Source organism: Emergencia timonensis (assembly GCF_900086585.1).
In the GTDB taxonomy this organism is placed as follows: Bacteria; Bacillota; Clostridia; order Peptostreptococcales; family Anaerovoracaceae; genus Senimuribacter; species Senimuribacter timonensis.
Genome location: NZ_FLKM01000008.1, coordinates 580,230 through 594,801, shown reverse-complemented (window position 1 = coordinate 594,801; position 14,572 = coordinate 580,230). Strand labels below are relative to the sequence as shown.

At 45.4% G+C, this 14,572-nt stretch carries 11 protein-coding genes; 4 read left to right on the top strand and 7 right to left on the bottom strand.

The genetic code is table 11. The features are described 5' to 3' along the window. Positions 1-117 precede the first annotated feature (117 nt). Positions 118-1,476: an NCS2 family permease gene (locus BN6539_RS04000; protein WP_067534242.1), complete on the top strand. Its 1,359-nt coding sequence runs from the start codon at positions 118-120 to the stop codon at positions 1,474-1,476. Position 1,477: 1 nt separating this feature from the next. Here the strand turns inward: BN6539_RS04000 and BN6539_RS03995 are convergent, their stop codons facing one another. After that, positions 1,478-2,203, bottom strand: a complete 726-nt coding sequence (locus BN6539_RS03995) for a TIGR01906 family membrane protein (protein ID WP_067534240.1) — start codon at positions 2,201-2,203, stop codon at positions 1,478-1,480. Between the two features lie 244 nt (positions 2,204-2,447). On the opposite strand from BN6539_RS03995, the gene BN6539_RS03990 reads away from it, so the two are divergent. Next, the gene (locus BN6539_RS03990; RefSeq protein ID WP_067534237.1) at positions 2,448-3,818 is read left to right on the top strand and encodes an NCS2 family permease; all 1,371 of its coding nucleotides are present in this window, start codon (positions 2,448-2,450) and stop codon (positions 3,816-3,818) included. A 40-nt stretch (positions 3,819-3,858) separates the two neighbouring features. Here BN6539_RS03990 and BN6539_RS03985 read toward each other — a convergent pair whose 3' ends face one another. Then, positions 3,859-5,052 carry an MFS transporter gene (locus BN6539_RS03985; RefSeq protein ID WP_067534234.1) on the bottom strand — a complete coding sequence of 398 codons (1,194 nt, stop codon included), beginning with the start codon at positions 5,050-5,052 and terminating at the stop codon, positions 3,859-3,861. Positions 5,053-5,787: 735 nt separating this feature from the next. Between BN6539_RS03985 and BN6539_RS03980 the strand changes: the two genes are divergently transcribed. Next, positions 5,788-7,791 carry a thioredoxin domain-containing protein gene (locus BN6539_RS03980; RefSeq protein ID WP_242869371.1) on the top strand — a complete coding sequence of 668 codons (2,004 nt, stop codon included), beginning with the start codon at positions 5,788-5,790 and terminating at the stop codon, positions 7,789-7,791. Here the strand turns inward: BN6539_RS03980 and BN6539_RS03975 are convergent. From BN6539_RS03975 to BN6539_RS03965, 3 genes are read right to left on the bottom strand one after another with little or no spacing between them, the layout of a single operon-like run. Further along, positions 7,762-8,703: a glycosyltransferase family 2 protein gene (locus BN6539_RS03975; RefSeq protein ID WP_082907349.1), complete on the bottom strand. Its 942-nt coding sequence runs from the start codon at positions 8,701-8,703 to the stop codon at positions 7,762-7,764. The genes BN6539_RS03980 and BN6539_RS03975 overlap by 30 nt on opposite strands. Next, positions 8,696-9,094: a GtrA family protein gene (locus tag BN6539_RS03970; RefSeq protein WP_067534225.1), complete on the bottom strand. Its 399-nt coding sequence runs from the start codon at positions 9,092-9,094 to the stop codon at positions 8,696-8,698. The genes BN6539_RS03975 and BN6539_RS03970 overlap by 8 nt, the downstream gene beginning before the upstream one ends. Beyond that, positions 9,091-11,541 carry a YfhO family protein gene (locus BN6539_RS03965; protein ID WP_067534222.1) on the bottom strand — a complete coding sequence of 817 codons (2,451 nt, stop codon included), beginning with the start codon at positions 11,539-11,541 and terminating at the stop codon, positions 9,091-9,093. Before BN6539_RS03965 ends, BN6539_RS03970 begins: the two co-directional genes overlap by 4 nt. 322 nt (positions 11,542-11,863) lie before the next feature. Between BN6539_RS03965 and BN6539_RS03960 the strand changes: the two genes are divergently transcribed. Beyond that, entirely contained in the window at positions 11,864-12,451 is a 588-nt protein-coding gene (locus BN6539_RS03960; RefSeq protein ID WP_067534219.1) for an SOS response-associated peptidase, read from the top strand. A 1-nt stretch (position 12,452) separates the two neighbouring features. Here BN6539_RS03960 and BN6539_RS03955 read toward each other — a convergent pair whose 3' ends face one another. Continuing rightward, the gene (locus BN6539_RS03955; protein WP_242869370.1) at positions 12,453-13,700 is read right to left on the bottom strand and encodes a sensor histidine kinase; all 1,248 of its coding nucleotides are present in this window, start codon (positions 13,698-13,700) and stop codon (positions 12,453-12,455) included. A gap of 55 nt (positions 13,701-13,755) precedes the next feature. Next, complete coding sequence (locus BN6539_RS03950) at positions 13,756-14,463, bottom strand: response regulator transcription factor (protein ID WP_067534206.1); 708 nt, start codon at positions 14,461-14,463, stop codon at positions 13,756-13,758. Positions 14,464-14,572: the final 109 nt, after the last annotated feature.

Sequence of the window (14,572 nt, the reverse complement as noted above, 5' to 3'; positions counted from 1 at the left end):
AACATTAAATTTATTGCAAAGTTATCAAGAAAGCCAAAACTGATTATAGGATTTCTCAATACCTCCATGTATAATATGACTTAGCGAATTTTGTACGAGCAAAGGAGAACATAAGAATTGGAAAAACTATTCAAATTAAAAGAGCATGGAACAAACGTTAAAACAGAAATCATGGCAGGCATCACAACCTTTGTCTCCATGGTCTATATACTGGCAGTAAATCCTGCCATGCTGGCAGATGCGGGCATGGACAGCGCTGCCGTTTTTACTGCAACGGCAGTGTCTGCTGCAGTCAGCACGCTGTTTATGGCCTTTTTTACCAACTATCCCATCGCCTTAGCCTCTGGAATGGGGCTCAACGCCTATTTTGCCTATTCGGTATGTGGGGAACTGGCAGCAGAGGGAATCACCGACCCTTGGAGGGTTGCGCTGGCGGCGGTCTTTGTAGAAGGCATCGTTTTCGTCATCCTCTCTCTGTGCAACTTCAGAGAGCGCCTCATTAATGACGTGCCGTCAAATCTAAAATACGCCATTACAGCAGGAGTAGGACTCTTTATCACCTTTATCGGTCTGCAGGGAGCCGGAATCATCGTAAAAAGTGATTCCACTTTAGTAGAAATGGGTAACTTCGATTCACCTGAATTTGTTCTGGCCATTGCCGGCACTATATTGGTCGCCGTCCTTTATCGTTTTCATGTCAAAGGATACATACTAATTGGCATTTTAGCCACCTGGGTTATGGGAATGCTCGCAGAAACATCAGGCTGGTACGTCCCAAATCCAGAAGCAGGGGTCTATACCCTGTTTCCCAATATATCCGCAGGCTTTTCTCTGCCAGCGGCGCCTAATTTCCTGGCCTTTGACTTCAGCTGGGTAGCGGGTAACGTCATTCACTTTATCGTCATCACCTTCTCGTTCCTCTATGTGGACCTCTTTGATACCGTAGGCGGTCTAATTGGTATCGCCTCAAAAGGGGATATGCTGGATAAAGACGGTAATCTTCCAAAGGCAAAGGGCGCGCTTTTAGCTGATGCCTGTGGCACCATTGCAGGCGCTGCACTGGGAACCTCTACTGTCACAAGCTATATTGAATCCAGCGCCGGTGTAGCAGGCGGAGGCAGGACTGGATTGACTTCTGTGACGACAGCCATCCTCTTTTTTGCAGCCTTGTTGTTCTCGCCAATCTTCCTGGCGATTCCATCTTTTGCTACTGCTCCGGCCTTGGTTTGGGTAGGTCTTTTAATGATGGACTGTATCAAAAAAATCGACTTTGAAGGCGATATTGCCGATGTTGTCAGCGGTTTTTTTGCCATGATCATGATGCCTTTCACCTATTCTGTGGCTAACGGTATCATGTTTGGAATTCTGACCTGGGTTTTCCTTAAACTGATTACAGGCAAAATGAAGGAGATCCCTCCTGTCATGTGGATCTCCAGTATCTTATTCGTACTTAGAATCATAACTTTGGTCCTTTAGACTACATGACGGTTCCAATCGTATTGTTTTGGTGACAGCGTTTATTTCGCTTACTGCAATATAGACTGAGCAGACAGGCTGCCAGAAGCAGGAGGACGCTGCCGCCAAAAACAGTGGCAATGCGGGCCGCCGTATCGACAAAGAACGGTTCCGGAACAATATTAATCAAGAGATCTTCATTGGGATTTAAGAGCCAAAGGTCATTATCAAAGAATATCTCATGAAATACCGTAAAGTATTTTGTAAAGTCTGTGCTAACGATGGCGGCCAATAGGCAGGCTGCCAAAAAGAACAGGCCTGTCCCAACGCACATTGCAAGGGGAAGTATTGACGATAATTTACCTTTCAGAAAATACAGCAGGCCTGCACTGACCACTGCAAGCAGTAAACAGCCTCTCCGGAGGTTTAGACCTGCGATAAACAAATTTTTCACGTCTACCATGTGGTCCAGTTCTCTCTGACTGAAAAATGTTCGCTGTGTTCCGCCCACCCTGGTGACCACTTGAAGATCCTCTCTTTTATCCTTTAGATAATCCATCATCACGTCCGTAACATGGAGCAGATCATCCATCTCTATGTCAATTTCGTCAGTAACCTGGTATTTATGATATTCTTTTTCAAAATAACCCGGAGACCAGTAGAGCACTGCTTCTATGGATGTAACCAGCAATACCAGTATCATACTAATCGAAAAAATCAGTCCCAATAGATAATGTAATACTTTCATATATTTACTCCTTTTGAGGAAAGTATATCGTCCACCTTACGATCTGTCAATCATAAAATGAACCTTATATACATGTTCACACTTTTTTGTTCGTTCTTTCACCTTAAGATTCCCACTATTACCTCCATTTAACAAAAATTTTCGACAGATAACTGAACAAAATCTTGGACTTTTGTCCATTAACGTATATAATATAGAATGTAATTTTATTTCATTATGAAGGATAAAAGGAGAATTGTTCAACATGGAGAAACTATTTAAACTCAAGGAACACGGCACTGACGTCAAGACAGAAGTCATCGCCGGCGCTACTACGTTCCTTTCCATGGTTTACATCTTAGCAGTAAACCCTGGTATGCTGGCAGCAGCTGGTATGGACAGCGCTGGCGTTTTCACCGCAACCGCAGTCTCTGCCGCCATCGCTTCACTATTTATGGCATTCTTTGCAAACTACCCTGTAGCCCTGGCATCGGGTATGGGACTCAACGCCTATTTCGCCTTCACCGTATGTGGAGACCTAGCCGCAAAGGGCGTTACAGATCCTTGGAAGATCGCCTTGGCCGCAGTCTTAGCGGAAGGTATTGTATTTGTCTTACTATCTCTGTGCAATTTCAGAGAAAAGCTGGTCAACGATGTGCCTGCCAATCTAAAATACGCCATTACGGCAGGTATTGGACTGTTCATCACTTTGATCGGTCTGAAAGGCGCCGGCATTGTCATCGGCGATGCCTCCACATTAGTAAACCTAGGTTCTTTCAGTTCGCCACAGGTCGTACTGGCACTGGTAGGCCTAATCATTGTCGCTGTTTTATATCATTTTAATATAAAAGGATACATTCTGATCGGTATTCTTGTTACTTGGGGTTTAGGCATGATTGCCGAAGCAACGGGTTGGTATGTGGTGGATCCGGAAGCAGGCGTTTACTCCCTCTTCCCAAGCTTCAGCGGAGCCAGCTTTATTCCAGCAAAACCTGCGCTATTTGAATTCGATTTTGCCTGGATTGCTGACAACATCATTCAGTTCATCGTCATCGTCTTCTCGTTCCTCTATGTGGACCTGTTCGACACTGTCGGAACACTGATCGGCGTTGCATCAAAGGGAAACCTTTTAGACGAGGACGGAAATCTGCCGAGAGCAAAAGGTGCTTTAATGGCTGACGCCTGCGGTACGATCGTTGGCGCCTGCATCGGTACATCCACTGTAACGAGCTATGTAGAATCTAGCGCCGGTGTCGCCAACGGCGGCAGAACCGGTCTCACAGCAGTAACTGCCGCTGTGCTGTTCATCGTAGCGCTATTCTTCTCACCGATTTTCCTGGCAATTCCATCCTTTGCTACTGCTCCTGCGCTGGTATGGGTAGGACTTTTGATGATCGGGGCCGTAAGGAACATGCATTTTGACGGTGACATCGCTGATGTAGTCGGCGGTTTCCTCGCGCTAATCATGATGCCGTTCACTTATTCCATCGCTAACGGAATTATGTTTGGAATTCTGGCATGGGTTATCCTAAAAGTGCTGACAGGAAAGGTAAAAGATATTCCTGTAGTCATGTGGATTGCTGCCATTTTGTTCGGGCTGCGCGTTGCCACACTTATCATGCAGCAGACAGCTTAATCAAAATAAAAAGAGGCCGCAGGCCTCTTTTTTGATGCGTCTATTTATTAAAATACTTTAGCCCCCACACTGCAGCAGACACGCTGACGACGAAAGCACCTGCTAAGGTCAAGAGAATCCGTATGGAGATCATATCTGCCAAAGGACCGAAGATGACCATGCCTAAAGGCAAAGCGCAGGAGGTCGCGATCTGCATAAAGCTAAATACCCTCCCCTGCATCTGCGGCTCAACCTTTTCTTGAATTGTCACGGTAATCGGCCCATTATAACAAGGTGCGGTAATGCCGATCAGGGTATTGCACGACAGGTAAATAAGAAACTGAGGGGCATTACCCAGACCTATCATCAGTACGCCATAAAGTGCGCCCGCCGCCATAGTCGTATTTACTTTTTTGGAAAATCCGCCCCACGCCGTTATCAATAGTCCGCCTAAAATCATTCCCAGGCTATAAGTCATTTCACTGGCAGTCAGCCGCCACACTTCTGTCCCAAAGGTTCTGCTAACCATAAGCGGCGTCAAAAATGCAGAGGGGCTGATTAAAAAGAGAATTATAACCTGGTAGACGAGAAGTTTTCTAATAAAGTGATTTTTGTTCAGGTAGGAAAATCCCATGCCAATTTCTTTCAGGCTGGAACCTTCTCTTCTCTCTGTTCGCTCATAAGGTCTGATGTAGATTGCAGCAGTAATGCTGATGCCAATGGCCGCGGTGATAACATCAATAAACAGCGTCACCTCCAATGATGCGACAGTCAAAATCGCTCCGCTGATTGCCGGGGAAAGAAACATGATTAAGGAAGACAACGTACTGTTGATGCCGTTAATCTTCATGAGCTTCTCTTGAGGCACAATCTGCGGGATAATCGCATTGACTGCCGGCGTCTGAATCCCGGTACCTGCTGACCGGATAGCTAACACTATGAACAAGGCCCAATTGTACCGATATCCCATCAAAAATGCTACTGCCAGAAGCAGTGTTGACGCAGCAATAGCCGCGTCTGCAAGCATAATCAATTTCTTTCGGTTATATCGATCGATCCATACCCCAGCAATGAGAGAGATTAATATCTGCGGTAAGAATCCGCACAGCGTTGAGATCGTAAGCATTTTTCCTGAAGATGTCGTTAATGTAATATGCCAGATAATCGCATACTGTACCAGCGACGACCCCAATAATGAAATCATCTGTGCCGTTAAAAAGGCCGTGATGGCAGTTTTCCAATTTCTATAGTTCATAAGACAAATTCCTTTCTAAAAACAAAAGACTGTAAGCAAACATTGCCTACAGCTCCAATCACATAAACTTTGCCGATTCGGAAAATAAGTACAGAAATATAACGTAATGTCTCATACGCGTCCGCCTCATTTCCCGATGAAATCCAAAGCATCCATGCTTTTTGTTATAGCTCTATACAATGTTTCATCGGTACCATTTGCATAGAGCGAATTCGTCTTTTCAGTTCATCTATTACAATATTGTTCATCTTGGTTCCACCTTTATCAGGTTTTATAGTAACACATCAGTTTCCTTAAGTCAATGGACTGCAGATCAAGCCCATCTGCTTAACAGACTCCCTCTCTTCCATGCTCCGTTACGCAGAATCCTCCCAATTCGCCTGTCCTGTTACGGATTTTGGCCGCTAGAACCGTTGTCTGCTTAACTAACGCCCTCCGGACATGCCTCCGTTACGCAGAATCCTTCCAATTCGCCTGTTCTGTTACGGATTTTGACCGCTAGAACGGCTGTCTGCTTAACTAACGCCCTCCGGACATGCCTCCGTTACGCAGAATCGTTCCAAATCGCTTCTTCGGTTACGGATTTTGGACGCTAGAACAGCGGTCTGCTTAACAGTAAACACCCCGCATTACCTTCAGAACATATTCTGCCTTAGGAAGTATCTGAAAGAAAGAATGTGTCCATACTATTTATAATAGATTCTAATTTACAAAGGAATGATCGGAGGAAAAGTTATGAATCGTTTAAAACAGGAAAAATCCCCTTACCTTCTACAACACGCAGAGAATCCAGTGGACTGGTATCCGTGGTGTGAAGAAGCATTTCACGAAGCTGCGAAAAGAGACGTACCTGTATTCTTAAGTATCGGTTATTCTGTCTGTCACTGGTGCCATGTCATGGCGCATGAGTCTTTTGAAGATCAGGAAGTAGCCGCAGTGATTAACAAGGACTATGTGGCCGTCAAAGTCGACAGAGAAGAACGGCCAGATATTGATGCGGTCTACATGGCCGTCTGTCAGGCGATGACAGGATCTGGCGGCTGGCCTCTAACCATTATCATGACTCCGGACAAAAAACCGTTTTTTGCTGGCACCTATCTGCCAAAGAATAATCAATACGGTCATATGGGGTTGCTGGAGCTGCTCACAGCAGTCTCTGCAAAATGGAAGCAGGACAGACGACAGCTGCTTGATCAAAGTGAAAAGATTACTGCTTTCCTCAATTCCCGAGCAGGTGAAAAGAATCGTGACGTCGTTCATCCTCAGCAATTGATTTCAGAAGCGCTCACACATTTTGCGGAGAGTTTTGATCCGAAATACGGCGGTTTTGGTCAAAGTCCAAAATTTCCATCGCCACATAACCTCCTTTTCCTCATGGTCCAAAAACAGGACCGACCGCTTGCCATGGCGGAAAAGACGCTGCAGCAGATGTATCGCGGTGGGATTTTCGATCATGTTGGTGGTGGTTTTTGCCGCTACTCCACCGATGACATGTGGCTGGCTCCTCACTTTGAAAAGATGCTCTACGATAACGCGTTATTAATTCTCGCCTACGGGCAAGCCTACAAAGAAACTGGAAAAACGCTATATGCCGACATTGCAGAAAGAACGGTCCGTTATGTGCTGAGAGAATTGACCGATCAAGACGGCGCGTTTTACTGCAGCCAGGATGCTGACAGTGAAGGCATCGAAGGAAAGTTTTATCTGTTCACACCTCAAGAAGTGCTGGAAGTACTGGGGCGTAAAGCCGGTTCTGCCTTCTGTAAACGATACGATATTACCAAAGAGGGTAATTTTGAAGGGAAAGGGATTCCCAATCTCATCAAAGACACGATGTATGGGGAACCGCCAGAAGAATACATGCTGTTGAAACTGTATCGTTATCGCCTGCAAAGAGCCTCCCTGCACAAGGATGATAAAATCCTGACCAGCTGGAATGGTCTGATGATTGCAGCTCTTGCCAGGACAGCTCGGCTGCTGGATAAGAGAACCTATCTTACAGCAGCTCTGGATGCAGCAGACTTCGTGTGGGAAACACTCCATATTGGGGAAGGCAGGCTTTTAGCTCGATGGAGGGATGGAGAAGCCGCATTTTCGGGAACCCTTGAAGACTACGCTTACTTCGCCTGGGGACTGATAGAATGCTATAAGAGCACCTTTCATCCCGCCTATTTGAAAAAGGCCGTCAAGGTCGCTAACTGTCTAGTGGATTTATTCTTTGACGAAGAAAAAGGCGGCTGCTATCTTTATGCTAAGGATAGTGAGCAGCTCTTTATGCGGCCAAAAGAGACTTATGACGGAGCGCTGCCATCAGGCAATTCCGTCGCGGCATTGGTTATGAAAGGATTGTCTTTCCTCACAGGCGAGGAATCCTGGAGACTGGCATTTGAAAAACAAGCTGATTTTTTAATGGGTGAGGCAAAACAATATCCCGCAGGTCACAGCTTTTTCCTCTGGCAGATGAGCGAAGTATTAGCAGACAGAGGGCAGTTGATCTGCACCTGCAGCGGCTCCTCTGCTTTCGATCTGCAGGATCTCTGGCAATTTGATCTGGATATCCTGGTGAAGACAGAAGAAGACGCAGCCTCCATGGAGGAAACTGCGCCATTCCTGAAAAACTATCCCATCCCCTTTAGCGGAACCAATTATTATCTCTGTCAAGGCCATACCTGCAGTGAACCTGTGAAGACCCTGGAAGAACTAAAGAAGCTACTGGCTTCTTTCCCTGACAATATATAGCGGACGCTTTTTGTTCTCTAAATAGTCCTTCGACAGATAGGCGCCCAAAATATATAGGAACAACATCTGCAGGCTGCCCAGCATGAGCACCACCGTGATAATGATATCAAAACTGCTGACTGCGCCAGGAATCCACAGACTTTGAATCAGGTTAATCGATATAAATATTACGCCGGCCAAGAACAGCAGACACCCTATGAGACCCGCCAGTTTCAGGGGTGCTGTTGAAAAGGCCAAAATGCCTTCAAACGCATAAGCAAAAAGGCTCTTTAAACTCCATTTGGTCTCTCCGCAGGCACGCTCCACACTTTCATACTCTATCCACTTCGTATCGAAGCCAACAAAGGAGAAAAGGCCCTTCATATAGCGGTTGTATTCTTTCATATCGAGAATGGCATCCACCATCGGTCTCGACATCATGCGAAAATCCCCATGTCCGTCGGACATATCCATATGAGTCAGTCCCTTACTGATCTTATAAAAAGCCTTAGAGAAAAGACCTCTCAATACACTATCGCCTTCCCGTCCGCAGCGGAGTCCTCCACAGCAGTCATACCCCTCTTCACTGACCACCTTGTACATCTCCGGAAGCAAGGTCGGCGGATGCTGCAGGTCTGCGTCCATAATGACACAGTAATCCCCTTCTGCTTCAGCTAATCCCGCATACATTCCGGCCTCCTTTCCAAAGTTTCTCGAGAACCCCACATACCGACAGTGGGCGTCTCCATCGTGGAGCTTTTTCATAATCTCTAAAGTCTTGTCACTGCTGCCGTCGTTGACAAAGACAAATTCGTAGTCCACCTCATTCATGCCTAGCAAAACCTTTGTCGTCTCCATGTAAAACAACGGAAGTGACTCCTCTTCATTATAACAAGGCACGACGATACTGATTTTCTCTTTTGTATTACTCATGAGAAACACCTCCTTCTTTAAAAATGCTGTATTTACAGGCAAAGTAGTTCAGTACGACAGTGATTACACTGACTAAGATCTTAGACGGAAGTTCTGCTGCGCCGATATATCCTACGAACATGAACAGCAGCAGGTTCTCAACCACCAAAGTCGCAAGACGCAGGGAGAAAAACTGAATGAACTCCTGCTTTTTATTGCCTCCAGAACGAAAGACCATATGCCTGTTTGCGTAGTATGCAAAAATGACAGCTCCCAGCCAAGCAATACTGTTGGCGACGAGATAATCAAGCTGCACTGCGGTCAGCAGGATATAGATGATGTAGTTGATCACCGTCGTCATGCCCCCAGTCATGATATAACGGATAATCTGTGAATTCTGTAGCTTTTTCATATAGCTTTCTTCCTTTCTTTTAAAATGATGAGACAGAGGACGACCATAGATAAGATGCTGATGGCGAGCCCTGCTTTAAATCCCGGCGCGTAATAATGAATCTCAATTTCGTGACCGCCGGCGGAAACCGGAAATCCTACAAAGGCGGCGTTGACTTTTTCGTAGCTTGCTTTCTTGCCGTCTACAAAGACTTGATACCCTTTGCGATATGGATAAGAGGTGATGAAGTAACCGTCATTTTCCATTTCCACAGAGCCTGCGAAGACGGTCTTTCCATCTTTCTTCCCCCCTTCCGTCATGGACGGAAGTGTTATATCATCTCGCTGCAGATGGTCGCTGTCCATGGTATAGACTTGAAGCCTGCTGATATCATAATCCCCTTTTGAAAATTCTATTTCCAGCTTGTCCATGACCTCATTAGCAGATAATACGTAAGTAAAGGTATGATTTTCATTAGGATATGGGGCACTCTCCGCGGACAGATTGTTCCGCATACCGTTGATCTCGATGATTACTTCTTTGCCCCTTTTGCTCTCTACATCGAAACGGATAATCATAATTTGATTCTTCAAGGCCTTGGTTAAAGGCAGCGTGAGGGTCTCCGCTTTTTTAAAGGACAGCGTCTTGCCGTCTTCCGAAGTAAAGCCTGCATCCACTGCCAGCAGCTCCTGCGGAGACTGTTCTGTAAGGGCGGATTGAAATCCTTTCGCCCCATGCCGTCCCTCGACCACTGCCTGCGAGCACAAAGCCTCCATGTTATAAGGAAACACCAAATCCTTATAGACATCTTCTGAAAGAAGCTTGTCCGTACCGTAGCACATTGGCAAAACATCTTTATTCTCCGCTAATACGTAATCTTTTTTTTGAGCGATCGCCTGATAGCCATATGGAATGTTGTGTATATCAGTCAAAAGATAGCGAATTCCCATAAAATAGTTGAAACAGCTGTTTTGATTTGGCATCAGCACCACCCGGTTCCGCAAGCTGATCGGATTGCCCATGACGTTGTAATAAAAGTCGGCATACAGTTTGTTTTCAATGGAAGAATACATGGCTGTCTTGTTAATGCCGCCGCCTGGCAGCGTATTGCTGTTGACGTAATTGTTGGCGAGCACATCAAAGCGATAACGTAGATCCGTGACTGCAGCTCTGATTTCGGCCGAGGTAAAATGACTTTGCCTGTCATCATCTGCCCGCAGATAATCCTCTTCTTTGTTAACACCTATGCTGACCATGATTGGAACCAGTAAAATCAAAACAAAGGCGCTTTTTTTAGCCCGCTCGGACTTTAACAAAAACCTCTGAACCAAAACCCAGGCCAGTAAAATCCCGCCATCTATTAGCATCAGATCCTGCCAGGGCGAGAAAGCAGCTGGCAGAAAGCAGAGGACGGCTGGTACGATCATCCACTTTTGTTTTTTCTCAAACAATTCCTGCAAAGTGTCTGTGCAGAGCATTACGATGAGAGGTACAAAAGGGATTAAAATCTTTGCCCGCGGATAGAGGAATCCATTGAGTACTAGCGAAACAGCCGGTACGAGTATGCAGATCAGCAGGATTACTGACAGAATTCGTCTCCTCTTCTTGCAGAGAGAAAGCAGCAGGCAATACAGCGCTAGTAAAGACAGCCCGCACCCATACGGGTAGTATAGAAGTCCGCCCAATTTTAGGTCTACCATATCCATCGGCTGGGACATGAATCCGCCGGCGTCCTTTGTTGTGGACAGAATATTCAGCGCGGTAGGCAGAAGCAGCACTGCAGCCATTCCTATGGAAATTGTGACCGCAAGGACTGCTTTGCCAAAGCTTTTTATATCTGGTCTCCAATTGCTCTTATACAAGAAGTAAACGAGACAGACGACCAAGCAGGAAAAAGCGTAGAAAAAGCTATGCATGTAGACCAAAAAAAGTGAAACCGCCATCAGCGATACTTTTCCTTTTTCTAAGAGCTTGTCAATACCCATAAGTGCCAATATTAGAAACGGCATATAGTTTATGAAGATGATCTGGTGGTGTGCGTGGTAAAAGCAAGCCGCTGCTGCCAATAATACGCTGCCGCAGAATGCGACCCACTGCGCCAATTTTTGGCGGCGCAGCCAAATGTAGCAAAGGTTGACGCTGGCAATCGCCCCCAGCAATGCGTAACCGGCGATGATGTACTTCATCTCTAAATTCGGCACCAGACAGGAAAACAGCACGTCTGGCCGCAGCAACCCGTAATATGCCAAATCGTAGATGTTGCATCCACCCCCACCTGTAGAAAACTGCGGAAACAACGAGCCAGTATTCAGCATAGTCTGTCTGAGATTTTCTGCTGCTCCTACATGCTGGCTGTACCAATCTCCCTCAGAGCCGAAGAAATCTCCCTGGCTAAGAGGCAGTAGCAGGATCACTAGCGTGAGAACAGTCAAAATCGTATGAAGCTTTACTGTGTTCTTGTAGTCCATCCCAAATTCCCTTCTTTGTCTAAACCCTTTTTCTATCATAATTAATAATACATCTAAAATCTTAATATTCAAAGGTATAATTCTTAATTATTTCTTAAAAATTCTTAAGGTTCCTGTCTATACTACTAACTATAGCATTGTATTATCTCAAGGCAGTCTCAGAAAAATCACAGTTTTGTAATAATCTATAGATATATCGTTGCAATGGGGATTTTGTTACAAAAAAAATTATAACAATTTGACTTTTAGGATGCATTCGAAGTATAGTTTATTTAAAAATGGAAATGCTCCCTACAATGAGAGGAACGGAGGAAATAAAAGTATGTGTGGCAGATTTTATACTGATAACGAAATTGCAGCGGATATTCTGAGGAGAGCAGGGCGCACTGCGGACAACCTGGAGCTGCCGAACACCGGCGATATCTATCCTTCGCAGCAGGCGCTGATTCTCAGCGGCAGAGATACAAATTTCTATGCGGAGACAATGCCATGGGGGTTTCCTCGATTTGACGGAAAGGGGCTGTTGATCAACGCCCGCGCAGAGACTGCAGCAGAGAAAAAAACCTTCAAGGACAGTGTTCTGCACAGACGCTGCCTCATTCCTGCAAGACATTTCTATGAATGGGATCAGAAAAAAAACAAAATAGCCTTTCGATATGCTGATCAGCATACCATTTTCATGGCCGGTTTTTACCGGCAGTTCGCAGAGGAGGATCGTTTCATTATCGTCACTACAAGCGCCAACGATTCCATGCGTCCAGTTCATGACAGGATGCCGCTGATTGTGCCGGAAGAACATCTGGCAGACTGGATCTACAATCAGGACGCAGCTCTGGAAATGTTGGCACAGCCCTCTCCACTGCTCCAGAGATTTCAGGAAGAGGAACAACAGATTCTGCCGCTTGCATAAGTCAATTTGCGGCGTCTAAATATTCCTCAAGCTCTAAAACCCCCTCTGTGTGATGGCCCGCGCAGTCGCATTCTGCTTTCTCGAAGGAGAGTGTCGCTTTAAATTGATCACAGTCAATACTGATATCAAAGGCGCCCCCTAAAGCGCTGGTATAGGTGCTGACGATAGCAAGCCCAAGTCCGTTGCCGTCGCTGGTACGTGCTTTATCTGCCCTGGCAAACCGCTCGATGATATCATCTTTGTCAAAGTCCATCAGATAGCCTGCTGTATTGGTAATTTCGAGGCAGACTCTTTCCTTGTCACCGCCCTTATTTACAAAAGTCTTTAAAAAGACTCTAGTACCTTTGGCAGAATACTTAATCGCATTTTCAATCAGATTTTGACAGATGCGGTACATATGAAGGTTATCGCTGATAAAACTGGTGTCCTCTTCTGCCATAACCTTTACGAAATGCAGGTCGGAACTGCCGATTCGATCCTCCATATCAGCCAAGAGCTGGTCAATCAGCCGATTGAGACTGATCGATTCCATGTGCATTTTGATATTTCCGCTGCTGGCCTTTGCCAATGAAAAAAGGCTCTCTATCATGACCTTTAGCTTTTCCGCCTTATCAGACAATACTTCCACATAATCCTGCATGGTATCGTCCAGGTCCTCTTTTTTCATCAGTTCGATATACCCGACCATGGATGTCAGCGGCGTCTTCAGATCGTGAGATACGTTGGAAATCAGATCTATCTTTAACTGTTCACTTTTGGCGGCCTTTTCAATACTTTCACGTTCAATTTCCAGCGCATCCTCCAGGTTTTTCCGATTGATTTCTGTCATTCGTTCCATCAAAAGATTCAGCTGATTCTTCATGAATCCTACTATGCAGATTTCGCTGATGACGCTTTGTATCAATACGGTTGCAAGCAAAAGATACATGTATGCAAGGTTGTAAGCGTAATACCTGTACTCACTGGAAGAGTACATCAGATATGCAAATAGTAACGTCCCAATAGAAACAATGGCAATTGTTATTTGCTGTTTATACCATTTATCTTTCCACTCCTCGTAGAAGGCTTCGTCTTTTGGAATCCAGTCGGCATACACCTTGAGCATAATATATCTGACAATATGCCAGATGCCAAAGCCGAGAAAGAGATTTGGAACAGAACCCATGAACCAGGTCTGTTTCGTGGACATACCCCCATATCTGTATGCCATGCCAAATAATGCATAGAATATGGCCGCACCTATTGCCACACTGCAAATTCCCAAAAACAGTCTTTTATTCGATTGTATAAATGAAACGATTTTATTAATTGAACTTTTCCATCTTGTAACCAATGCCCCACACCACCTTAATATATTTCGGATTCTTCGTATCAATTTCTATCTTCTCTCGAATGTGGCGGATATGCACCATGACCGTATTTTCCACCGTGAAGTCAGCAGTTTCTTCCCACACACTCTCGTAAATCTGTTCCGCCGGAAATACTTGTCCCGTATTTGACATCAGCAGCTCAACGATCTTATATTCGGTAGCCGTCAGCTTAACCTCTTTGCCTTCTACGACGATCAGGCGCTGTTTTTTATCTAAAACCAGGCCGCCGTTGACAATGGTATCTTCATTCGCCATTGGCGCGCTGCCGCCCCAGGTATGATACCGCCGCAATTGCGCCTTTACCCGAGCGATCAGCTCCGCTGCATTGTAGGGCTTACTGATATAATCGTCTGCGCCGAGAATCAGACCCGACACTTTGTCGCTCTCTTCCGTCTTCGCAGACAAGATAATCGCCGGAATCTTGTACTTCTCACGAATCTTCATCAATGCGGACAAACCGTTGAGACGGGGCATCATGACGTCCAGCAGAATCAGATCAACGTGATATTTCTCCAGGCACTCCAGTGCTTCCATGCCATCATAGGCAGCGATGATTTCGTAACCCTCATATTTCAAAAGCTCGCCCAGTGAATATACGATTTCTTTGTTGTCGTCTACTACTAAAATTGTTTCCCCATTCATTATATATATCCCTTTCCCGATTGATAACCTCAGTATAGAGGCATTCATTTAAAAAAACCTCAATAAAAGTCTTAAAAAAATCTTAACATATCTATTTTGTAAATGCAAT